We start from the raw sequence: 24562 nt of genomic DNA on the forward strand, positions 1-24562 counted from the left end.
GTTTTGCTTGCCTTACGCTTTGATTGATGAGCCTGCCGTCATTCTTCTTTGACGACCACCACAACATAAGTGGTACTTTCTCAGTTTGCGCACCACACTCGGCTGGCTGATATTTAATCGTTTAGCCAATGCATAGGTGCTGTTAGCCGTTTCGCAAAGCTGCGACAACACCTGCGACTCGTAACGTTCTAACATGTCTTTTAATGAATCGCCCTCGACCGGCTCAGCTTCTGCCATGACTTCCGAGCCCCTTGGCGTTACGGGCGCATAAGTCTCCGCAGACGTTTGGCCTGGCGCCCCAATCACATCGCCCATCGACGTCAGCCAAGCACGCTCTAACCAGTTTTCCAGCTCTCGGACATTACCCGGCCAATCATGGCTCATCAGTTCATTCCATAAGCTGGGATGAATCACACGATTGTGCCCGTAGCGCTCGTTTAAACGGGCCAGCTGAAGGTTGACCAGGCCCGGAATATCCTCACGGCGCTGGCGCAAAGGCGGGAGTGTCACAGGCAGCACATTAATCCGATAAAACAAATCCAACCTGAATCGGCCCGCTTCAACGGCTTGTGCTAAATCCTGATGCGTCGCCACCACAAGCCGAAAATTGACTTGCCGAGGTTGCGTATCGCCCAGCCGAGTCACTTGCCCATCTTGAATCACTTTTAAGAGCTTACTTTGTAACGTCAGCGGCAATTCCGCGATTTCATCCAGAAATAAGGTGCCGCCATCCGCCATTTCCAGCATCCCGGCTTTGCCCCCTCGTGCCGCACCACTGAAAGCGCCAGGTTGATAACCAAACATTTCCGACTCAAATAGATTGTCTGGAATCGCCGCACAGTTCACATCAATAAAAGGCCCCGCTTCACGTCGACTCCATTGGTGTAACTGACGGGCAAAGGCGGTTTTTCCCACGCCCGACTCACCCAGGATCATCACCGTTGCATCGGTTGGTGCAACCCGGCGCAACAGACCCGCCATTTCGCGCATGGCGTTGCTTCGAATTTCAAGCTCATCCAATGCCAACTCTTCACTGAGCCCGGCATCGGGGCCCCGCTTAAGTTGATCACTGATCCTTTTTTGTAACAACGCATACTCATCTTGCATCAGCTGTAAATCGGTGAGATCCATCGAGCGAGAGACAACACAATCAAGGCGACCATCAACAAAGACCGGGTAAGCCTCTGCCAACACCCGGCGACCCGTCCCGGTAATTTGCATCATCTGACAAGGCTGCTGAGTCTTTAACACCTGCTGACTAATCGAAGGACTCAAAACACCCTGGGCCACTAATTGGTTCACATTACTGGCCATCAAGGCTTCACGACTCATCCCATAAACAGCAGAACACCCTGGGCTGACATCCAGAATGCGCCCCTCGGCATCCACCACAAACAAATGATCGTGCGCCGTTTCAATAATCTTGTTTAACAACGCGCTTTTGTTTAATAGCGCATCGTCGTTTGTCTGTGACAGTCCAGAGGTTGTATTTGACAGCCCACGCGCTTGTTCGCCCATAACCACTCCAGCTTTTTATTGGTGCTCTGGTTACTCATCAACCCTCACCGAGCCATACAACCCTCTCGACATGAGGGTGATGCATCGATGCATCACGATTCACCGATGCATCGTGATCACAGCCCAAACAATGCAATTTTGAATCACAAAACCTAAAAGCCCTTATTATTCATAAAGTTAAAATATGGCATGAATCATGCTTAAGCCTCTGTAGTCGGCGCGGTGCACTGAACAAGCATGCACCATACCGGCCATGACCCATGATGGCTTATTAGGAGTTATGCATGACCTCATTTGGTGCACCTTTAAACCAGCCCCTCAGTGGTAACGAGATGCCACGTTTTGGCGGACTGGCCACCATGATGCGTCTCCCCACCCAAACGTCAGCAGCGGGGTTGGATGTTGCATTCATTGGTATTCCGATGGACATTGGCACGTCCAACCGCCCAGGTACTCGACTGGGCCCTCGGCAAATACGTGATGAATCGCGCATGCTTCGGCCCTATAACATGGCCACAGGGGCTGCGCCCTTTGATAGCTTGCAAGTGGCGGACATCGGCGATGTCCCGATCAATACCTTCAACCTGGCGAAAAATCTCGACATCATCACCGCATTTTACGATCGAGTATTGGCCGAGAACTGTGTGCCGCTGACCTTAGGGGGCGATCACACTCTCACCTGGCCTCTTCTCAGAGCCATCCATAAAAAGCATGGTCCCGTTGGCTTGATTCATATTGATGCCCATGCCGACGTTAACGAGCATATGTTTGGCGAAGAAGTCGCCCACGGCTGCCCTTTCCGTCGCGCTCAAGAAGAAGGGCTTTTAGCCGAGGGCAAAGTCGTTCAGATCGGCCTACGAGGCACAGGCTATGCGGCTGATGATTTTGACTGGTGCCGCCAACAAGGCTTTCGAGTCGTCACCGCCGAGGAGTGTTGGCACAAATCACTGGTGCCACTGATGGCCGAAGTGCGTCAGCAGATGGGTAATACACCGGTTTATATCTCGTTCGATATTGATGGCTTAGATCCGTCAGTGGCTCCCGGCACCGGCACAGTGGAAGCGGGCGGATTAACGATGCCCCAAGGATTAGAGATCGTACGTGGCGCCCAAGGGCTGAACGTCATCGGCGGCGATTTGGTTGAAGTCTCCCCACCTTATGACCCCAGTGGTAATACCGCCTTAATGGGCGCCACCTTGCTGTATGAAATGCTGTGCGTATTGCCCGGCGTTCACCACCGTTGAGAATTGCCATGAGCCAACTGGATATTTTCAAAACACTGTGGGGTTGGGATGGCAACCGAGCCGCCTGCTTAGCTGAACTAACGGCGATGGATGCCTGTGGCGTAGAGGCGCGTTTTGATGTTGACGACCGACAGCGGCGTCAAGACTTTGCCCAATGGTTAAACCACGAGCAACTGGACTATATCGCGGTGGTTTTCACCGGTGGCGATGTCATTCCCAAACAATCTGAGACACCGGCGGATCATTTACGACAATTGTCACGTGCTCTTGAAGCAGCCCAAGACCTCAGCCCTCGCTTTATCAATGTACTGGCGGGGAATGATCGTTGGCCACTGGCCACTCAAATCGAGTTTTTCAGCCAAGCCCATGCGTTAGGTGAAGCGGCGGGCATTCTCCTGAGCTTTGAAACCCATCGCGCAAGCTCACTCTACAGCCCATGGGTCACCTTAGAGATTGCTCAGGCTTTGCCCCAACTACGCTTTACCACCGATATCAGCCATTGGGTGCTCGTTTGTGAGCGTTTATTGAACGCAGCCGAAGATGATCTCAGCCCTTTTATTGATCAAGTGCACCATATTCAGGCTCGTGTTGGCTATGACCAAGGCCCTCAAGTGCCGCATCCTGGAGCACCTGAATATGCGAAAAGCTTAGCGTTTCACCAACAGTTTTGGGCGCAGGTCTGGCGCTCTCAGTTAGCCCGCGGCTATCAACAACTCACGCTCACCCCTGAATTTGGCCGTGACGGTTATCTGCATCATCTGCCTTTTACCGAGATGCCGGTTGCCAATCTCGACAGCCTCAATCGCTGGATGGCACAAACCGAGCGCCAGCATTTCAATCAATTCATCGCATCATCCACCACACCGTGAATGAGATTGACTATGACAACAACAATAAGCACTTCCGAAACAATAGACACTTCCGACACGCTGAACACAGAGAGCGCTCAAGCCCCGTCTCGCCCCGACCGCAGCTTTACCGCTCTGCCCATTATTGATATCAGTGGTCTTCAAAGTGAGCAGCTCAGTGACCGTCAGGCTGTCGCCCAGCAACTGGCCGAGGCGGCTCGTCATGTCGGTTTTTTTTATGTCAGTGGCCACGGCATTGATCCCGCCCTGATTGCCGGTCTGCGGGAGGCGGCGCGCCAGTTTTTCAGCCTGCCATTTGAACATAAGATGCAGCACTATATTGGCCAGTCACAGAGTCATAAGGGCTTTGTTCCAGAAGGTGAAGAGGTTTATAGCCAGGGCAAACCTGATCACAAAGAAGCCTTTGATATTGGCTTTGAAACACCGCTTGACCATCCGCTGGTACAGGCGGGCACACCGTTGATCGGGGGCAATGAATGGCCAGATCTACCTGATTTCAAGGCCCAAGTGAACGCCTACTATGAGGCGGTTTTTGCCATGGGTCGGCGTCTGTTTAGTGGCTTTGCGTTGGCGTTAGGGCTTGATGAGCATGACTTCGACCATTTGATCACCTGCCCACCATCCAAACTCCGTTTAATCCACTACCCCTATGACGATAGCGCCGAAGATAGTCCAGGTATTGGCGCACATACCGACTACGAATGCTTCACCATGTTACTGGCCGATCAAGCTGGGCTTGAGGTCATGAATGACCAAGGGGTCTGGATTGATGCCCCCCCACAAAGGGTCAACGGAGAAGAAGCCTTCGTGATTAATGTCGGCGATATGCTTGAAATCATGACCGCAGGGCTATTCCCAGCAACATCGCATCGAGTCCGCAAGGTCAAAACTGAGCGCTATTCCTTTCCGCTTTTCTTTGCTTGCGACTACCACACCCAGATTAAGCCATTACCCCAGTTTGTGGCGGCCTCATCTCATGCAGAGGATTACGACACCACCTCAATTGGTGACCACATGTGGGCACAAGCTTTGCAGACTTATCGTTATCTGAATCAGCAGCTCAAAAATGGCGAACGGCACCTGCCAGAATATGCGCGAAAACCGGGCAGTTTCGGCCATTTAAAAACGCATTCGACTGTATCTGGACGATAACGTCGAGCAAACGTAAGGCCTTTAGATTCAAGCAAAGCGCTATTGAATCAGCGATCGACTTAACCAAAGCCCTACTTAATCAAAGCCCAATACAATAATTCAAGAGAGACCTATGATGATGACGCCAACCGCTACCCTGAAACGCTGGACATTGCGCACCTTGGCCGCCACCTGTCTGACCACTGTCACCGCATTCACTGCTATCAGCCCGGCTTGGGCTGCTGCCCCCACACTTGAAGCCGGAAAGCTCCAAGTGGGTATGGAGGTTAGCTACCCCCCTTTTGAATCCTGGCAAGGCGATCAAGTTGTGGGCTTTGATGCTGATGTATCCCACGCCTTGGCCAAGCATTTGAATACGTCGGTGACATTTGAAGACACCAAATTCACCAGCCTGATACTGGGGCTGCAATCACAGAAATTTGATACCGTCATTTCAGGTATGTATGTGACCCCCGAGCGGCTTAAGCAGGCGGATGCGATTCCTTACGCGAAAACAGGCGCGCTGATCATCGTCCCTAAAAATGGCAACATCAATCCTCAAACTGAGCGCGATCTATGTGGTGTCACCATCGGTTTGCAACAAGGAACTGTCTGGGTCAGCGCCTTAGGAAAGCTCTCGACTGAGTATTGTCAGGCCAATGGCAAAGCCGCGATTGAAGTTCGAGAATTTCCCACCGCACCAGAAGTCACTCAAGCGCTGATGTCCGGCAATATTCAAGCCCAGATGGAAATCGCCGGTGCCGCCCGTATGTTTGTGGAAAGAACCCGAGGCAGACTGAAAATCAGCTCGCCAGATCTGGTCTACCCGCAAACACTGGGTATTTATGTCAAGCAAGGCAACACCGCTTTAAAAACCGCATTAGCGCAAGCCCTTCAAGCCATGCGCGATGATGGGACTTATCAAAAACTACTGGATCAATACAAACTGCAGCCCGTCACGGCTGAATAATCGCAACCGATAGCAAGGCCAACGATTGAAGAGCCAACGATTGAAGAGCCAACGATTGAAGAGCTAACAATTGAAGAGCTAACCACTGAACAACTCGCGTTACCCGCACAGGCATGGTCATGAAAGAGCCCGCAAAAGATGACCACGGCAACATAGGCCATGTCTGTGCCTGCTGTTCGACACGGTTCCGTTCAAGGTAGCTCAATTTCAACGTAGCCCAGTTCAATCGTTCATATCCAAAAAATAAGAATCGGACGCCATAAGCCATTGATTCAGGGTCGATCCCGCCCTGAAGGCCCTTTGTCCTCACCCTATACCTGATCCGGGAGCGCCTATGCCATTCGAATGGCCCTACTTCTTTTCACTGTTCACGCTGCAGTCCTTCTGGGAGGCCTGCATCACCGTGATTCAACTGAGCGGCCTCTCCTGGCTGATCGGGTTGGTACTGGGGTTTATTTTGGCTAATGCCAAAATGTCCCCGAAACCGTGGTTGAGATGGCCAGCAGCAGTCTATGTCTGGTTTTTCCGCAGTGTGCCGCTGCTGGTGTTATTGGTTTTCGTGTATAACCTGCCACAATTACTACCGTTTACCCGTGATGTCCTCGGCGTTCCATTTATGGCGGGCTTGGTCAGCATGGTGGTCACTGAAGCCGCCTATATGACGGAAATCCACCGGGGCGGCCTGATGTCGGTGTCTAGAGGCCAGCGAGAAGCGGGCCGAGCACTGGCAATCGGCCGCATCGGTATTGAACGTTTAATTGTAATTCCTCAAGCGTTTCGGATTGCGTTACCGACATTGATCAATGAGTTTGTCACCATCGTGAAGCTTTCTTCATTGGTCTCGGTGATTTCGCTACCCGAGTTGCTGATGACCGGGCAGCGCTTGTATGCCCAGAACTTTCTTGTTCTCGAAACGCTGCTGGCTGTCGCCGTTTATTACGTCATGATTGTCACCGTGTTCGGCGCCTTATTCCGCTGGCTCGAACGACATCTCGACTTACAGTTACGTCGCCCGGAAACCCTATCGACCACCGAATGCGAAAAACTTCGGCAAGACGCCATGCCCGTGCCTGCCCGCACGCTGAAGACCTCACCCGGTCAACCACAAGCGCTGCAAATACGGGATTTGCACAAAGCTTATGGCCAGCATCAGGTGCTCAAAGGCATTAACCTCAAAGTGACGCCAGGTGAGGTAATCTCGATTATTGGCCCTTCAGGCTCAGGCAAAACCTCGCTGATTCGTACCGTCAATGCATTAGAAGCCATTGACCAGGGGGAAATCATTTTGTTCGGCGAAGACTATATTACGGCCAGCACAAACGCCGATACGGCCCGCGTGCGCCAAGGTGTTCGCCGCATTGGCATGGTCTTCCAGAGCTTTAATCTGTTCCCCCATATGACCTTACTCGATAACATCATGTTGGCGCCCCACTATCATGATCTCTCCCCCAGTGATACGCAGTGCCGGGCGCAAGCACTCGGGTTGTTAGATAAGGTCGGTCTGCTGGCCCATGCCCACAAATATCCGCATCAGCTCTCCGGCGGCCAACAACAAAGGGTCGCGATTGCCCGCGCCTTAGCCATGTCACCCGACATTATGTTATTCGATGAGCCTACTTCAGCATTGGACCCTGAATTAGTCGGTGATGTGCTTAAAGTGATTCAGGATCTGGCGCGAGAAGGGATGACCATGCTGATTGTGACCCATGAAATGGAGTTTGCTTTGTCGATTTCTGATCGTGTGATTTTTATGGAGGATGGCTTAATTCAAGTAGATGCAGCGCCTGACAGCATTCAGCGCCATCCGGCAGACGATGCGCCATTAGAGCGAATCAGACAGTTTATGGGCGTTAATAAAACGAACGGTTGAAATTCATCTGCAGGCCCTCACCTGTAATGAGTGAAGGCACATAACATGCTAAACCCTCAACAGTGGGCGGCTTCAACAAGCCGCGCCCATTGACTTAAGGAGGCGACAAGATGAGTAACGCCACTTTCCCTAACCCCGGCCTAGGCACTTTTCGCCTGAACGGTGATACGTTAAAACAAAGCATCAAAGAGGCATTGAGCCTAGGTTATCGGCATATTGATACGGCACAGTTTTATGACAATGAAAGCACCGTCGGTCAAGCCATTGCCGAAAGTGATGTCCCGCGTGAAGAGATCTTTCTAACCACCAAAATCTGGCACGACCAACTCCAGCCCGATGCATTTAAAGCTGCGGTTAACGAAAGCCTGCGCAAACTCGGTACCGATTATGTCGATCTCCTGCTGATTCACTGGCCTTCTCCCGAAGACGAAGTCCCGATGGTTGACTATCTCAATGCGCTATCCGAAGCGAAAGCGTCAGGCAAAGCACGTCACATTGGAGTATCGAACTTCACGACAGCCCAAATTGACCGAGCCATCGACATTTTGGGCGAAGGCGAGCTATTCACCAACCAGATCGAAGTCCACCCTTTCTTACAAAACACTGTGTTGATTGATCACTGCCAACGGCAGGGTATCCGTGTCACCGGCTATATGCCACTGGCCGTCGGTAAAGTGATGGAAGATGACACCCTCAAGGCGATTGCGGACAGCCATGAGGTCAGCCCGGCACAAATCACTTTAGCCTGGTTGAAAGCCCGCGATATCACAGTCATTCCCTCATCAACCAAGGCCGAGCACCTGAAGTCGAACCTTGAGGCTTTCGAGCTCGAACTCACTGCCGACGAAATGGCACAAATAGGTCGGCTCGACCGCGCTGAACGCATTGCGAACCCTGACTTTGCCCCCAACTGGGATGAATAATGGGAGGATGCCATGGGAATGTTTGCGCTGTATTAAGCACATCGCCCAGGTGATATACACTCGGTAATAGACCTCTCCCCTAATAAAACAGCCCTTGTGCTTTGCTCTGCACAAGGGCTGTTTTTATCCCCCCCCACTGATGATAGCCCCCATTATCGCCTTTAAGTCACTAGAGTTACGGCCGCAAAACCATCGACTCATGCGTATTTCTAATTGGCGTCCGACTCAAACCTTTCCTATACCAATAGTCACAAGATATCAAAACACAAGATATCAAAACCGTGGACTCATGGATGGTCAACTACGGCCCTCCTGAATGCCTCTATTACAACATGCACAATGAAATTCCAGAGTTTTCAGTTTCTTTATGAGCTGAAGATGACTGATCCCTGTGTTAATTGGAGATTTCACATGAGAGTGAACTCAATCAAGATCAAAATAATGTCCCCGATTATTGTGCTATCCATTGTGTTAATTGCCATGTTTGTGTTCACCAAGTCTCTGGTGGCGATGCAAGAAAGTGCCATGTTGAAACAGAGTAAAACTTATTTTGAAGCGGTCACGACCGTACTGAATGCTGACCGTGACGTATACCAAGCCCGTTTGGCTAAAGAGAAACTACTGAATGGGGAAGGCGATTTCGACGCCAACCATGCCGACTTTACTGAGAATGCCGAGCAGGTCATCAGCCGCTTTCATAAATATCGCGAATATTTACAGGAAGAGCCCGAACTGATCACGCCTTTCGAACAATTTGATAGCATTTTCCAAAAGTGGCAAACCAATAGCACTCAAATCATTGATCAGCTCAAGCACGATACCCAACACTCTCAGCGGATACAGAACATCGATCAAGAATTTCTACAAGTTCGGGCATTATTTGATCAAGCTGGTGAAGATCTACGCCAACATGTCCGGCAACGTGAGTTTTCCGATGCCAGTGTGATGACCCATTACGTTGAGGCCATAGCCGTCGTGCTAAATGCAGATCGGGATTTTTACCAAGCCCGCCTGGCGCTCCAACGGATTGTGGATGGCTTAGGTAACCTCGATGACAATAAAAAGGATTTTGAAGAGAATATTGTTCAAGCTCTGAATCGATTTCACCGCTTTCGTGCTTACCTCGCCGATGAATACTCACTGATTGCCCCCTACGAAACCATGGATGATCAGCTCAATCAATGGCTGATTGGTGCACGCGCGCTGATCGAATCCCCACAAACCCAGAATAGTTACGCCTTAAACAACCTCGTCCAAGAGACCGACGCACAGTTTGTCAAAATTCGCGATGAGCTGGATCGAGCCGGAGAGCTCGTTCGTGAAAAATCCCGCCATATGATCGAAGAAACGCAAGAGAAGATTCAGTTTATGCAAAATCTGGCCATCACTATTATTGCCAGCGCTTTTATTGCCTCTTTGATCTTTGGCTACTTTGTCGCCCACAAATTAACCTTCAGCGTAAAACTGATCACACAACGCATTAAGGAAATCTCTGAAGGCAATGGTGACCTGACCGCTCGCATTCATTCTGGCCGTAAGGATGAACTAGGCGACCTTTCAAAAGAGTTTGATGGCTTTGTCGAACGACTGCGCACCATTATCAGTGTGATACAGAGCAAGAGCCACGCACTGGGAGGCACCACCGATCAACTCAATCAGGTGTCGGGCTCCATCAACAACGTCTCACATGGTCTGGGGCAAACCTCTGACTCAATCGTCAGCACCAGCAGTGAAATGACCATGTCGAACCAACAAATGGCCGATGTCGCTCGGGATACCGCCGATGAAGCCAGCCACTCAAGTCAAATCACCCATCAAGGCGTTGAAGTCGTCAACACTTCCAATAAGGCCATTACCAACTTGGTCAGTGATATTGAGGTCGCGCTCCAATGCGCCACCGCTTTAGAGAAAAGTGCCGAGGATATCGGCTCGGTGTTGGAGGTGATTCGTGGCATTGCCGAACAAACTAACCTATTAGCCTTAAACGCAGCCATCGAGGCGGCTCGAGCAGGCGAACAAGGCCGCGGCTTTGCGGTGGTGGCAGACGAGGTTCGAACACTGGCCAATCGCACTCAGGAGTGCACCAACGAGATTGACACCATGATGGGAGTACTAAGAGATAAGGTTCAGGAGTCGTCGGAGTCGATTCGAAAAAGCCGTCGTAATGCCGAAAGTACAGTCGATAATTTTGATCAAGTCATCAGTGTATTTGACTCCTTGACGGAATCATTCAAACGGGTGCAAGCCTTGTCAGAACAGACGTCACAAGCGACTCAGGAACAAGCTGATGTTTCCAATGAGATTAACCAAAGCCTGATCGCACTCAAAAGCCAGACCGATGAAGTTCAGAGCATCTCTGAGCATATCAAAACGCAGTCTGACGAAATATCGGCCCTCTACCAAGAACTCGATAGTCAGGTCGGTAGCTTTAAGGTCAATTAATCAATCAAGGGGCGTGCCATCTATTCTTTTGAGATGATCTGCACGCCCCGCCACCCAACAGTCTTACGTCAACCGATTAAGCCCTATCCGCGACGCCAACTTTGGTACTTCACCAGGCCCCTTCTAGGGTAGCTCAGCGGCCTACTCGCAACGTATTCAAGCGGATAAACCAAGCGATCCTACCTCTTTTCTGGTATGCTGCTCGACAGCCATATTGACCTCGCTTGGCTCATCTCTTGCGTCTACTGCTTTCACCCACTTATTTCACTTGGATGACTCCGTGTCTGATACCGCTGATTCTGCTCACAGCACCCATTTCGCTGATCTTGGCCTGCCTTCAGATCTGACCGAAAACCTAGCCTCTCTGGGCTATCATCAGATGACGCCCATCCAGGCTCAGAGCCTGCCGCATACATTGGCAGGCCGAGATCTATTAGGGCAGGGCAAAACGGGGTCAGGTAAAACGGCAGCCTTTGGATTAGCCGTGCTGGGACGGCTCAAAGTCGAGCGTTTTCGTGTTCAATCCTTAATTCTTTGCCCCACTCGAGAGTTGGCTGATCAAGTGGCCGAGGAACTGCGCCGATTGGCGCGACAAATGCACAATGTCAAAATTCTCACACTCTGTGGTGGTGCGCCTCTGGGCCCTCAGATTCACTCATTGAGTCATGGCGCCCACATTATTGTTGGCACCCCTGGGCGCGTTGAGCAGCATTTGGGCAAGGGCACATTATCACTGAAAGACCTCACTATGCTGGTGCTGGATGAAGCCGATCGCATGTTGGATATGGGTTTTCAAGAATCGCTGGATGCCATTATTGAGGCCACACCTCCCCAGCGCCAAACCCTGTTGTTCAGTGCAACTTTTGATGATGCTGTGCGCCCTTTGGCTGAATCCAGACTGCGCCAGCCGGTGACCGTCAGTGTTGAATCGGTACATGATCAATCCACGATTCAACAGCATTTTTATGCCGTTGAAGGACCAAGCAGTCGGCTGGATGCACTGACCCAGCTACTGCTCAAGTGGCAACCGCAAAGTAGTGTCGTTTTTTGCAATACCCGCCAAGAGACCCAAGAGGTTGCCGATGCCTTGGCCGCCAAAGGGTTCAGCGCCCGAGCCCTGCATGGTGATATGGAACAACGTGAACGAGATCAAACACTGCTTAGATTCGCACAACAGAGCTTATCGATACTGGTGGCCACTGATGTCGCAGCACGAGGCCTGGATATCAGCGATCTGGATGCGGTGTTTAATTATGAGCTACCGCGGGATCTTGATGTTCATATTCACCGGATCGGGCGTACGGGGCGTGCTGGCAGTCACGGCACCGCTTACACCCTGGTCGGGCCCAAAGAGACCTTCAAACTGGCGACGCTAGAAACCCGTCTGAATGAGACACTCCCACTTGAGCCGCTGCCCTCAGCGCCCGCTAAGGCCCAAGCATTTCAGGCACCGATGGTGACGCTCGAAGTGGATGCCGGGAAAAAGCAAAAGATTCGCCCCGGTGATGTGGTCGGCGTATTGACCAATTCAGACTATGGGCAGGCGCTCCTTTTTGAGCAATTAGGCAAAATCAAAGTCACCGCTCGTAGCACTTTTGTCGCCGTCGCCAGGCCGGTCGCCAAAAAAGCCCTCGCACAATTACAGCAGGCATCACTTAAAGGCCGTAAAGTGCGCGCACGTCGATTGTCATAATCTCAATGGTCTTGAACCATCACCACTTGTCTGGCTCAGGCAAACGCCTCTGGCATCCGTGATTATTCTGGTCTATACCCATAAGGGTTGATGGCATAAGCGCGGATAAGACCAGGGGACGCCAGTGATGGCAGAGACAACACATGAAATACTGAATTCGGCCAATGAGGCTGCTGGACGAGTACTCAAAGAAGCGATGAAGGCGGCCGCTCAAGGCACTTTCGCCGTAGGCGGTTGTATCATCAATAACCAGACTGGCGAAGTGTTACACGCATTACACAATCAAGTCATGCGTCCGCTCACGTCTTCAGGCCATATCTTTACATTTGATCCCACAGCCCATGGCGAACGCCAACTGGTCTATTGGTACTATGCCAATAAAGACAGCCTGGCCCTTCCCGAGCCTGAACATCTGACGATTGTCACCAATCTCGATCCTTGCGCAATGTGTACCGGTACCTTGCTGACAGCAGGATTTAATGTCGCGACCGTTGCGATCGATGCCCTGGCCGGGATCAATTACGACCAAACTTTTCGCTTTACGTCATTGCCTCAATGCTGGGTAAGCCATGCCCAAAGTCACTTTGGTTATTATGCCTGTAGCGAATCCGACCCGGCCCTTGCCAGCTACGCACGCCCTTATACCGGCGGCGACCAGGTGGCCTTTAACAGTTCGGCCGTAAGTGCGGAGCGTTTAATGGCCTGCAGCGCTATTTTTGAAGCCAGCGTCGGTCAAGTCAGAGCCAACAGTAGCGATTCCGGCAGGGCGCCAGAGCAACTGATCGATCCGGCGGAATTACCTGCAGAAGACCTGATCAAAGTCCGCTTCAAAGCCATTGACCCACAAGCCTTCGAGTTACGTCTGACTCACCCTCGGCAACCTGATAAAGCCCTGCACGACCACCTCGTCGAGGTCATGAAGTCTCAGCCTGGGGCCCGCAACGCCGTCGCTTTGGTCGACCCTTTTGGTAATGTCATCCTGTCGTTACCCGATCACTTTCAGGAAAGCCCGGTCCATACGGCTTTCATGAATGTCACTCGAGCCTATGCTCAAGTGCGGTTCAAATTGATGGACGACCCGCAAACCCATCAACAAGCAGAGCAGACACTCACGCACCCGAAATACGGCACCTTCGTATTTTTATATGCCCCAGATCCTAACGACAGTACCACCGTGATGACACTCGGGGCCTACGGTTCGACCTTGGAAGGCACCATACCGCAAGTATTTCCAGCTAACCTTCAGTACTTTCATCCGCCGCAAAATGGCACCATGGCCGAATTAGTGGATCTGATGACACGACTCCCCCCGTTTTATACGCAGATGGCCCAAATCGCCATCGCCCCAGTCGCCGCCGATTAGCCCTCATATCGTCAATACCATGACAAAAAAGCCCCTCAGGGATAGCCTGAGGGGCTTGAGATACGTATCACATGACTCGCTTACATCAGCTCAAACGCTGCATATAATCGACGTAACCAAAGGTTCTGACCGTATGCACCGCTCGGCTGTCTTCTTCCACCCGACAAATCGAGGGCAGTCGAATCCCATTAAACGTGGTCGTTTTCACCATGGTGTAGTGCGCCATATCCGTGAACACAAGGCGGTCACCAATCTGTAGTGGCTGATCGAAGGCATAGTCGCCAATCACATCACCAGCGAGACAGGTCATGCCGCCTAAACGATAGCTATAAGCCTTTTCCCCCGGATGTCCTGCCCCAATAATCTCAGGCCGGTACGGCATTTCCAGCACATCAGGCATATGGGCGGTGGCCGAAGTATCCAGAATCGCAATCGGACCATCATTCTCGACAATATCTAAGACACTACACACCAGAAAACCGGTATTCAGTGCTATCGCCTCGCCCGGTTCCAGATAAACCGCCAGATGAGGATAACGCCTTTTAAAATCACGAATCACACGGACCAATCGATCAATATCATAATCCGGACGCGTAATATGATGGCCACCACCAAAGTTTACCCACTTAAGTGAATCCAGATAGCCCCCAAACTTGGCTTCAAAAGCGGCCAAGGTGGCTTCGAGTGCATCACTGTTTTGCTCACAGAGGGTATGAAAGTGCAATCCCTCTAAACCGTCCATATCCGCCGCGGAAAGATCCTGGGCTCGGGTGCCCAATCGAGACCCCACAGCACAAGGATCGTACAAGGCAACTTGCCCAGTAGAATGCTCAGGATTCACGCGCAAACCACAAGACGGCTGTCGAGCAGATTGCATCACCTGATCACGAAAACGGCGCCACTGGCCCGGCGAGTTGAAACTGATGTGATCGGCATAACGCAGCACTTCATCCATCTCAGAGACAGTAAACCCTGGTGAATAAACGTGAACTTCCCCACCAAATGTTTCGGCCCCTAATCGCGCCTCATCCTGACCGCTGGCCGTCGTGCCGGCCAAGTACTGACTGACGAGTGGAAAAGTATGCCACATGGCAAAACCTTTGAGCGCCAGCAGAATGCGTGCGCCCGAATCGGCTTGAACCTGTGCTAGCAGCTCAAGATTCCGCTTGAGCAGTGCATCATCCACCACATAAGCCGGTGAAGGACAGGCCTGAATATCAAACGGATACAGCGCAGAAAGCGGCTGTTTTGACGAGTCACTCATTAGGGGCATTCACCTTAAGCCAGGGGATCGTGGTCCGGATCCAGTTCGACGACCTGCCAAGGCAGACCCATTTCACCGATTCGGTCCATAAAGGGATCAGGATCTAACTGTTCAACGTTAAAGACACCTTCACCTTTCCATTGGCCCTGCAACATCATCATGGCACCCGTCACCGCCGGAACCCCGGTGGTATAAGAGATCGCTTGAGATTTCACTTCCTCATAGCTCTTCTCGTGATCACACATGTTATAGATGTAGATCTTACGGCGCTGGCCATCTTTGACCCCATCCAGGATCACACCAATATTGGTTTTGCCCTTAGTCCGCGGGCCGAGGGAGGCCGGATCCGGCAGTACCGCTTTTAGGAATTGCAGCGGAGAAATCTCGCAACCATTGACATTGATCGGCTCAATATCCGTCATCCCGACATTTTCCAACACTTTGAGGTGAGTGATGTACTTGTCAGAGAAGGTCATCCAGAAACGGATACGCTCAATGCCTTTGATATTCTGAGCCAGCGATTCAAGTTCTTCGTGGTACAGCAGGTAAATATCTTTTTCACCAATGCCATCAAAATCAAAGGTTTTTTTGATTTCCAGCGGAGCCGTTTCTTTCCACTCGCCTTTTTCCCAGTAACGGCCTTTGGCACTGATTTCGCGAATATTAATTTCCGGATTAAAGTTCGTCGCAAACGGATAGCCGTGGTCGCCGCCATTAGCATCCAAAATATCAATGCGATGAATTTCATCGAAATAATGTTTCAAACCATAGGCACAGTAAATATTGGTCATGCCCGGATCAAAACCACAGCCCAAGGTGGCCATATTACCGGCCTTGGTAAAACGCTCCTGGAAGGCCCACTGTTCTTTATATTCAAACTTGGCTTCATCCGGGTGCTCGTAATTGGCCGTATCAAGATAAGGCACACCGGTGCGCAAGCAAGCTTCCATAATGGTCAGATCTTGATAAGGCAGCGCCACATGAATCAACACATCAGGCTTGAAGGATTCAATCAGCGCGACCAGCGCATCGACATCATCAGCATCAACCTGAGCCGTTTGAATGGGCCGTGAGAGCTGTGCCGCAATCGCTTTACACTTCTCTTCATTACGGCTGGCCAGACAAATCTCACTGAATACGTCAGGATTCTGGGCACATTTGTGGGTAACCACACCACCGACGCCACCGGCGCCAATAATCAGCACTTTACTCATGGGATTAAATTCCAGATCGGGAAAGTCAACAGTGGAAGGGTCTTATCGGTAGTGGGCAACTTAAGCGCACCCCGACCCGATGCCACCCCGGTCTTGGCCCCGTCAGGCTTGCGCCACCAGAGACCAGCACAAAGCATAACGAGAAGGGCGCAGATAATGCCTATGTGGCTGCCAAGGCTCAAGTTTTTTTTACCTCCGGTGTTTTAACCTTCAGTGCTTTAACGTCCTGTCGTTTTCACGTCCATTTTTTAACTCACTACTTTTAACCACATAGAGGCTGCAATACATGTCCTTAAAACTTCAGGCCATCGACAACGCCCAAGGCGCCATCATACACCTTAGGATATGACAAAAAAGCCCTCCACGATGGAAGGGCTCTGAAGAAGAAGCTTAAAGCGGTGATGGATACCGCAATCACCGCTTATGTTTGCAACTGACTTATATTTTCAACGGGCTCATGTTTTCAATCTTATTTTTTCAATTTATAAGCAATCACATAGTCACCGATCTTAGTCCCAATGGAACCATGACCACCGGCCACCTGAACAACCATTTGCTCACCCTGGCTATTCAGATACGTCATTGGTGTCGCTTGCCCACCCGCGGGTAGACGTGATTGCCATAATTGCTCACCGGTCGAAAGATCGTAAGCCCGCATATAGTCATCAACCGCAGCAGACATGAAGACAACCCCACCGGCGGTAATGATCGGCCCGCCGATGCCTGGCACACCCATTTTAATCGGCAACGGTAACGGCGAAATATCTCGGATCGTCCCATTTTTATGCTTATAGACCGTTTCACCGGTTTTCAGATCCACCCCAGCGACATATCCCCAAGGCGGCTGCTGACAAGGGACCCCCATGGGTGACAACAACGGCTTCATATCCACCGCATAGGGTGCCCCTTCATTGGAGTTCAAGCCATGCTCACCCTGATTGGTCGGACCTAAATCAGACCCATCGTTTTTCACCAGTTGTTGCGTAAAGGCCAGATATAACGGCATGCCGAACATCACTTGACGTTTCGGATCAACGGCGACGCTGCCCCAGTTGAAGACCCCGAAATTACCCGGATACACAATCGTGCCCTGCTCAGAGGGCGGCGTATATTGACCTTCGTAACGCAGCGATTTGAACTGAATACGACAGAGCATCTGATCCAACACCGTCGCACCCCACATATCACGTTCTTGCATGGTCGGTGGGCGGAAAGTCAACGCAGAGATCGGTTGCGTCGGCGACGCATGATCCTGCGCCACAGTGCCTTGCGGTGCAGGCTGCTCAGTCACAGGGAAAATCGCTTTCCCTGTTTCACGGTTCAGCACATAGACATCACCCTGCTTGGTGGGTACCACCAAAGCCGGTTGTTTGCCTTCATCCGTATCCAGATCAACCAGCACCGGCTGAGCGGGCGAATCCATATCCCAAAGATCATGATGCACAAACTGGTGCACCCATGCGACCTGACCAGTTTTAAGGCTCAAGGCCACCACAGAGCTGGCATACTTCTCTTCATTGGCTGAGCGATACCAGCCTAACTGGTCGGGCGTGCGGTTCCCCATGGGGAAATAAACCAGCCCCAGTTCTTCATCGGCACTGGCCACAGACCAACTATTAGGCGAGCTGGTGGTATAGACTTCGTCTGGCCCAATCGGCGCCGTCTCATCAGGACGACCGGAATCCCAATTCCACACCAGATCCCCCGTTTTCACGTCATAAGCGCGAATAACACCAGAGGGTGAGTTCTTGGCATAGTTATCATTCACGGACCCCGCAACGACAACAACGCCATTGGCGACGATGGGCGGTGAAGTTGAATAATAATAACCCGCTTGTTTAAACGGCATATTGTGAGTCAGATCCAACTCACCATGATCCGCGAAGTTCGCACAAAGGGCGCCCGTGGTCGGATCAACAGCCACTAAGCGAGCATCTGAAGTGGGCATGAAGAGCTGTGCATCACATTGCACAGGCGCTTGCGTTTCAGCGCCAATATCCAGCGTTTCAACTGCCGGCGCCTTGCCTGACTGAGGCGGTAGGTAAGAGACCCCGCGACAGGTTTGGTGCTGGCGCTGGCTTTCAGCCGGTACTTTGGCATCATATTGCCAACGCAGAGAGCCATCATCGGCATCCAACGCGACCAACCAGTTATGAGGCGTACATAAAAAAAGCGTGTCGCCCACTTTTAAAGGCGTCGCTTCATAGGTGGTCTCGGTCACATCTTGAGGGCCTTTTTTATCCCCCGTTTGATAACGCCAAGCTTCTTCCAACTGACCCACATTATCAGGCGTAATCTGCTCTAGCGGTGAGTAACGTTGCCCCATGTTGGTACGGCCATAGGCATACCAACTATCGTCAGGCACATTCCCCTGCTTAGGCGTTTCGCTGACAACTCGCGTATCCATCTGACCGGACAGATCATGGGGGTTCGCCAGGAGGCTACCCAGGGTAACCACACCTAACACCGCCCAGACCGGGAAAAGCACCTTACGTCCGCCCTGATCAGCCACTTTAGACAGCAGTAGCGGAATGGCCAGCAGCATAAATAAACCGAGGCGAGCGGCCAGCGCCCACCAATCATATCCAGACTCCCAAAGAGCCCAGCCCATCGTAGCGATCAAAAACAGTGCATATAACGGGCGAGTCCATGCATGGCGCTTAAAGCCCAACCACGCATTGACTAATAAGAGAAGGCCCGCCAACACATAATAGACGCTCCCGCCTAGCCTGAGCAGGTCGATACCTCCGACCGTCAGCGCCAAGCCGACAAGCGCTACCACAATAGAAAATAAAATCATAGGCCTCATTCCAAATATTGAGAGGTATTATTGAGAAATATATAGACGTTAGTCATTTTTTCACGACATTATGCCAATGCTCATTATACCGACAGATCACAAGCATGCTAATCAAATGCTGCGTTTCCTCATTTTAACTAATTTTTTAAATGAACTTCTTTAATTAAGCCCACCGACTCACTCCATCGGAATGAATTGCCATCGGCTCAAATGCCACATCAGCCCATACAGGCTGCTTTTCAGGATAGCCAAATCTCGCCAAAGCAGCGCCAATCGTCTGCATTTTCTCATCATTAACTTCAGGGTAATGGTTTGTCATTGAAGTTGATTGATGGGGCTCATGCCTGACCTTAACGTGAAGGGAAACATCACCGAGAGGACATCACATGCAGGCCTCGTCAACCCCTTATCCAAATCCGGCCGCTGGTGCTCATGCCAATAGTACAACCGATGCTCAGTCAGGCACTCAAACCGGTACCCAGACCAAAAACCAGACCGGAAATCAATCCGCCACCTCATGGTGCCAGCAGCGTCTTGATAAACAAGCGAGGCTTGAGCAAATCCAGCATTTAGCGACAGATAAAGTCATCCCGACAGAACACATCATAGAAGCGTTAGAAGCTGTCATCAAAAGCGGCGACAAGGTGGTGTTAGAAGGCAACAATCAGAAACAAGCCGACTTCTTATCGCGTGCGTTGGGGCAAGTGGATACGGACAAGATTCATGATCTCCACATGGTGATGCCCAGTGTCGGACGACCCGAGCATCTCGACCTATTCGAAAATGGCGTTGCCCGCAAACTGGATTTTTCTTTTTCAGGCCCACAAAGTTTACGTATTGGTCAACTCATCGAAGATGGCCTACTGGAAGTTGGGGCGATTCACACTTACATCGAACTGTATGCCCGCCTTTATGTGGATCTCACCCCAAGGGTCGCACTCTTGGCAGGTTTCAAAGCCGATCGTCAAGGCAACATCTATACGGGCCCGAGCACCGAAGATACGCCTGCATTGATTGAGGCCACCACCTTCAAAAATGGCATTGTCATTGTTCAGGTCAATGAGATTGTCGACGATCCACAAGATCTGCCCCGCGTCGATATTCCCGGAAGCTGGGTCGATTTTATTGTGCAGTCGGATCAGCCCTTTTATATCGAACCCTTGTTCACCCGAGACCCCCGCCTAATTACCGACGTTCACGTATTAATGGGGATGATGGCGATCAAAGGCATTTACGCTCGTCATCAGGTGCAATCGCTCAACCATGGCATTGGCTTTAATACAGCGGCCATTGAGCTATTGCTTCCCACCTACGGCGAATCATTAGGGCTTAAAGGCAAAATATGCCGACATTGGACTCTCAACCCTCACCCCACTTTAATTCCAGCCATTGAAAGCGGCTGGGTCGAAAATGTGCATTGTTTTGGCACCGAGCTGGGGATGGAGGACTATATTGCCGCTCGCCCTGATGTGTTCTTTACCGGGCCCGATGGTTCTTTACGCTCTAACCGGGCGTTCTGTCAGCTGGCCGGCCAATATGCCGTTGATATGTTTATCGGCGCGACCCTCCAGGTGGATGCCGACGGCAACTCCTCGACAGTGACACGAGGGCGTGTCTCGGGCTTTGGTGGCGCGCCGAATATGGGGCATGACCCAGGTGGACGCCGACATGCCAGCCCGGCTTGGCTGGATATGCGGACCGATCAAAACCCGATGACCAAAGGCCGAAAGCTCGTCGTCCAAATGATCGAGACTTTCCAAGATGCCAATAAGCCGACGCTGGTAGAGAGCTTGGATGCCATTGCCATGGCTCGCGATTATGAAATGCCTCTGGCGCCGGTCATGATTTACGCCAGTGATGTCACCCATGTGCTCACCGAAGAAGGGATTGCTTACTTATATCTGGCGAAATCACCGGAAGAGCGTCGCGCCATGGTGGCCGCCGTGGCCGGTATCACACCGATGGGACTCGCCCGAGACCCGGAGGAAACCGCACGCCTAAGAGCTGAAGGGCTCGTGGCTTACCCCGAAGATCTTGGAATTCGTCGAGCTGAAGCAACTCGGGATCTACTGGCCGCGCAAAGTATCAGCGAACTGCAGCAATGGTCACAGGGCCTTTACCAACCCCCGGCTAAATTCAGGAGCTGGTAATGACGGCACAAGCCTTGATGTCTCCATTGCTTGATCGCACGGGGCCTACCGCTCAAGCCCGCTACGAGGTCACGACGGTCGCCACATTCACCAACCGGCAAAAAGGTCTCCTGGCACACTGGGCACTGCTTGAAGAGGCGCGTTTAACCCCGAAACCTGCACTGGTGGATCGTCGCTCGGGCGGCGCCCACACGGATATGAGTTTGGCATTAATGGAAGCCTCTGCTCATCGACTGGCGCCTTATTTTGCTCAAATGGCATCGATTCCGCTGCATTTACCCATCAGCTTACGCCGTCAACAGCTAGGCGCCTTGGGTCGGGCTGCAGAAGCCGCGATGCTTCAGGCAACAGGGGGCATCAATACTCATCGGGGCGCTATTTGGGCCTTAGGGCTATTGGTCGCGAGTCCTGGTGCCGAGCCCATCAACAGCGTATTCAGCCTGGATGCCTTGTTAAGCGGTGCCGCTCAGCTGGCGCAAACCCCCGATATCTCCGCACCGCCCTCGACTGACTCCCACGGCCGTCAGGTGTGTCGACGTTATCAGGTCGGCGGGGCTCGTGCGCAAGCTGAAGCAGGATTTCCAGCGGTTGCCGAACAAGGGATTCCCGTTCTCAGGGCCAGTCGTGCCCGAGGCGATCATGAATCCCATGCCCGTTTAAATGCCCTGTTGGCCATCATGAGTCAGCTGACGGACACCTGTGTCCTGTATCGAGCAGGCCGCACGGGGCTTGAAGCCATGCAAGACGGTGCAAGGGCGGTTCTAGAGGCTGGCGGCATGGCCTCGCATGCAGGGCAGCGGGCATTAAAGCAATTAGATCAAACATTACGCACACTCAATGCCTCTGCCGGTGGTGCCGCAGATCTACTGGCCGCCACCCTACTGGTGGATCGCCTTTGTCCAATGCCTTTCAGCATGCCTTCGAGTTTTTACAGCGCTTCGCAACAGGAGCTTTTATGAACACTTTTACACTCACCCTCAGTGCTCAAGAGAGAGCCTCATCTGCCCTACTGACGCCAACCCAGGTCGGTTGTGTCGCCTCAGGCGACCTAGAAGTCATGGTTGAGCCTCATCGCCATCCGGCTTCGGAACAGGCGGTCATCAATATTCAAAGTAGCGGCAGTAGCTCTGCCGAACGTTGGACTCATATTTTTCAGCTCATTAGTCAACAGCAGCCGTTACCGCCCATGCGAATGGATATTCATGACTTTGCGGCCACTCCCGGCGTGGTTCGCTTGCGTATCGAGCAAGCACTGGAAATGGCTCAGTCCTCGATGACCCAGCCCTCAGTGAATCAGCCCAATACACCTCAGGAGGGTCCCGATCATGCCATCTAAACACTCAGTGGGCGTCTCCATGCCGGTAAAAAAATACGTTCACTTTGCCGACCTCAACGCACGACAGCGGGCTCGACAGTTGCTAGATGAAGGGAGCTTTCATGAATTATTGGGCCCCTTTGATCGCTTAATGTCGCCCTGGCTGACACAGCAAGACATTGTGTCCCAATCTGATGATGGTGTCGTGATTGCGCAAGGCTGTATCGACGGCAAGCCTACGGTGATTGCCGCTATAGAAGGGGGCTTCCAGGGTGGCAGCCTGGGAGAAGTGGCAGGAGCCAAAATTGCCGGGGCTTTAGAGCTGGCCTTGGAAGACAATCTCGCAGGTATTCCTACTGCCGCAGTCCTCATCCTCGAAACAGGTGGCGTACGACTGCAAGAAGCCAACCTAGGCTTGGCGGCTATTGCCGAGATTCAATCTGCGATCGTGGCCTTACGTGAACACCAGCCGGTCATTGGCATCATTACTGGGCCTGTCGGGTGTTTTGGTGGTATGTCCATTGCCGCCGGATTATGCAGCTATCTGCTCATGACGCGGGAAGGTCGCCTCGGCCTGAATGGACCACAAGTGATCGAACAAGAAGCCGGCATTGAAGAATATAACGCTCAGGATAAACCCTTTATCTGGGGCATTTCTGGAGGCCTCCAACGTTATCAGACCGGTTTTGTCGACGCCTGCACCGGTGAAGACCTAGACGCGGTGCGTGAAGCCGTGATCACGGTGCGCCAACAAGGGATCCCCGAGCATCATCGAAGTGATCGTTGGGAGCATTTTCTCGCCCTTCTGCACACGCTTGATCCTGCAGAAACCATGGATGCTGCCGTCGCGAAAGCCATGCTGACTCGCACTTCGGCCGAAGATGACACCGCCACAGGAGCCCAATCATGATCCCCTCTGAAACCCCCACAGCAATGACAAACCGCGGACAATGTTGGTTTGATGCGCTCAGCACTGAAATGCGCTCAATCCCCACGCCGGTGGCATCATTACAAGCGGCTGAAGGCGAGCTAGGCGCCCACCCCTGCCATCTGCTGTTGGTCAAGCCCGACCCAGATAACCTTTACCCTCGTGCTCGACAAGGAGAAGTGGGGCTACTCGAAGGCTGGGGATTGGCTCAACACCTCAATACTCTCATCGAGGCCGATGCGACCCAATTCGAGACAACGGCGTCAACCAACAGTCGGATCACTCGACGCACGATCGTAGCCCTCGTGGATGTCCCCAGTCAGGCTTATGGCCGTCGCGAAGAAGCACTGGGCATTCATCAAGCGCTGGCCGCTGCGGCGGGCGCCTATGCCCGAGCTCGTCAGGCCGGCCACCCGGTGATCGCGCTGTTGGTAGGCAAGGCGATGTCCGGCGCTTTCTTAGCCCATGGTTATCAGGCCAATGCCATCCTTGCACTGAATGATCCGGGCGTGCTGATTCATGCCATGGGCAAGGCTGCAGCGGCACGCATCACACAACGCAGTGAAGAGGATCTTGATCGCCTTGCGGCCACCATTCCCCCCATGGCTTACGACCTCAAGAGCTATGCCTCATTGGGACTGCTGCACGAACTCTTGGATGTGGACAATGCCGACCAGCCCAGCGATCAGGATGTTCGACAGGTCAAGCACGCTTTAGAAGCCGCCCAAGCTCATATCATGGCTCAGCAAGATCGTGGCCTGAGTCATCGCCTGGCCGGGAAAAACCGACACGCCTCACGTGAAGTGCGTGCTCAATTACGTGCTCAGTGGCGAACACCGTGATCACGCCCGCGTTACGCCCTTGCGGG

At 52.2% G+C, this 24562-nt stretch carries 18 protein-coding genes; 14 read left to right on the forward strand and 4 right to left on the reverse strand.

From position 1 onward, the window contains the following. Positions 1 to 12: 12 nt before the first annotated feature. Complete coding sequence (locus BFW38_RS08180) at positions 13 to 1518, reverse strand: sigma-54 interaction domain-containing protein (protein WP_084004533.1); 1506 nt, start codon at positions 1516 to 1518, stop codon at positions 13 to 15. Positions 1519 to 1802: 284 nt separating this feature from the next. On the opposite strand from BFW38_RS08180, the gene speB reads away from it, so the two are divergent. The 9 genes from speB (at position 1803) to BFW38_RS08230 (ending at position 14023) form a co-directional block, all read left to right on the forward strand. Continuing rightward, positions 1803 to 2762 carry an agmatinase gene (gene speB, locus BFW38_RS08185; protein ID WP_068997947.1) on the forward strand — a complete coding sequence of 320 codons (960 nt, stop codon included), beginning with the start codon at positions 1803 to 1805 and terminating at the stop codon, positions 2760 to 2762. An 8-nt stretch (positions 2763 to 2770) separates the two neighbouring features. Next, positions 2771 to 3631, forward strand: a complete 861-nt coding sequence (locus tag BFW38_RS08190) for a sugar phosphate isomerase/epimerase family protein (protein WP_068997948.1) — start codon at positions 2771 to 2773, stop codon at positions 3629 to 3631. A gap of 12 nt (positions 3632 to 3643) precedes the next feature. Continuing rightward, positions 3644 to 4783 (forward strand): isopenicillin N synthase family dioxygenase, encoded by a 1140-nt coding sequence (locus tag BFW38_RS08195; RefSeq protein ID WP_084004534.1) that lies wholly within the window; start codon positions 3644 to 3646, stop codon positions 4781 to 4783. A gap of 112 nt (positions 4784 to 4895) precedes the next feature. Then, positions 4896 to 5732, forward strand: coding sequence for an ABC transporter substrate-binding protein (locus tag BFW38_RS08200; protein ID WP_245686110.1), 837 nt, complete (start codon positions 4896 to 4898; stop codon positions 5730 to 5732). A gap of 334 nt (positions 5733 to 6066) precedes the next feature. Continuing rightward, positions 6067 to 7602, forward strand: a complete 1536-nt coding sequence (locus BFW38_RS18320) for an amino acid ABC transporter permease/ATP-binding protein (RefSeq protein ID WP_068997950.1) — start codon at positions 6067 to 6069, stop codon at positions 7600 to 7602. A 110-nt stretch (positions 7603 to 7712) separates the two neighbouring features. Next, complete coding sequence (gene dkgB, locus BFW38_RS08215) at positions 7713 to 8525, forward strand: 2,5-didehydrogluconate reductase DkgB (RefSeq protein ID WP_068997951.1); 813 nt, start codon at positions 7713 to 7715, stop codon at positions 8523 to 8525. Between the two features lie 441 nt (positions 8526 to 8966). Continuing rightward, entirely contained in the window at positions 8967 to 10967 is a 2001-nt protein-coding gene (locus BFW38_RS08220) for a methyl-accepting chemotaxis protein (RefSeq protein ID WP_245686111.1), read from the forward strand. 280 nt (positions 10968 to 11247) lie between these two features. Next, entirely contained in the window at positions 11248 to 12660 is a 1413-nt protein-coding gene (gene dbpA / locus BFW38_RS08225; protein WP_068997953.1) for an ATP-dependent RNA helicase DbpA, read from the forward strand. A 127-nt stretch (positions 12661 to 12787) separates the two neighbouring features. Further along, entirely contained in the window at positions 12788 to 14023 is a 1236-nt protein-coding gene (locus tag BFW38_RS08230; protein WP_068997954.1) for a nucleoside deaminase, read from the forward strand. A gap of 85 nt (positions 14024 to 14108) precedes the next feature. On the opposite strand, the gene nspC is transcribed toward BFW38_RS08230, so the two are convergent. The 3 genes from nspC to BFW38_RS08245 all read right to left on the reverse strand — a co-directional run bounded on the left by nspC (position 14109) and on the right by BFW38_RS08245 (position 19301). Beyond that, positions 14109 to 15287 (reverse strand): carboxynorspermidine decarboxylase, encoded by a 1179-nt coding sequence (gene nspC / locus BFW38_RS08235; RefSeq protein ID WP_068997955.1) that lies wholly within the window; start codon positions 15285 to 15287, stop codon positions 14109 to 14111. A 14-nt stretch (positions 15288 to 15301) separates the two neighbouring features. Continuing rightward, the gene (locus BFW38_RS08240) at positions 15302 to 16501 is read right to left on the reverse strand and encodes a saccharopine dehydrogenase family protein (protein ID WP_068997956.1); all 1200 of its coding nucleotides are present in this window, start codon (positions 16499 to 16501) and stop codon (positions 15302 to 15304) included. 469 nt (positions 16502 to 16970) lie between these two features. Beyond that, positions 16971 to 19301: a glucose/quinate/shikimate family membrane-bound PQQ-dependent dehydrogenase gene (locus BFW38_RS08245; RefSeq protein WP_068997957.1), complete on the reverse strand. Its 2331-nt coding sequence runs from the start codon at positions 19299 to 19301 to the stop codon at positions 16971 to 16973. 386 nt (positions 19302 to 19687) lie between these two features. Here BFW38_RS08245 and mdcA point away from each other — a divergent pair, with 386 nt between their 5' ends. The 5 genes from mdcA to mdcE are packed head-to-tail and all read left to right on the forward strand — an operon-like array spanning position 19688 to position 24536. After that, on the forward strand, positions 19688 to 21451 hold the full coding sequence (mdcA, locus tag BFW38_RS08250) for a malonate decarboxylase subunit alpha (RefSeq protein ID WP_084004536.1): 1764 nt from the start codon (positions 19688 to 19690) through the stop codon (positions 21449 to 21451). Then, positions 21451 to 22410 (forward strand): triphosphoribosyl-dephospho-CoA synthase, encoded by a 960-nt coding sequence (locus BFW38_RS08255; RefSeq protein WP_218186388.1) that lies wholly within the window; start codon positions 21451 to 21453, stop codon positions 22408 to 22410. The genes mdcA and BFW38_RS08255 overlap by 1 nt, the downstream gene beginning before the upstream one ends. Next, the gene (gene mdcC, locus BFW38_RS08260) at positions 22407 to 22787 is read left to right on the forward strand and encodes a malonate decarboxylase acyl carrier protein (RefSeq protein ID WP_068997958.1); all 381 of its coding nucleotides are present in this window, start codon (positions 22407 to 22409) and stop codon (positions 22785 to 22787) included. Before BFW38_RS08255 ends, mdcC begins: the two co-directional genes overlap by 4 nt. Beyond that, positions 22777 to 23676: a biotin-independent malonate decarboxylase subunit beta gene (locus tag BFW38_RS08265; RefSeq protein WP_084004537.1), complete on the forward strand. Its 900-nt coding sequence runs from the start codon at positions 22777 to 22779 to the stop codon at positions 23674 to 23676. The genes mdcC and BFW38_RS08265 overlap by 11 nt, the downstream gene beginning before the upstream one ends. After that, positions 23673 to 24536 carry a biotin-independent malonate decarboxylase subunit gamma gene (gene mdcE / locus BFW38_RS08270; RefSeq protein ID WP_068997959.1) on the forward strand — a complete coding sequence of 288 codons (864 nt, stop codon included), beginning with the start codon at positions 23673 to 23675 and terminating at the stop codon, positions 24534 to 24536. Before BFW38_RS08265 ends, mdcE begins: the two co-directional genes overlap by 4 nt. Positions 24537 to 24562: the final 26 nt, after the last annotated feature.

It is taken from the genome of Terasakiispira papahanaumokuakeensis, from assembly GCF_001709345.1.
GTDB lineage: Bacteria > Pseudomonadota > Gammaproteobacteria > Pseudomonadales > Halomonadaceae > Terasakiispira > Terasakiispira papahanaumokuakeensis.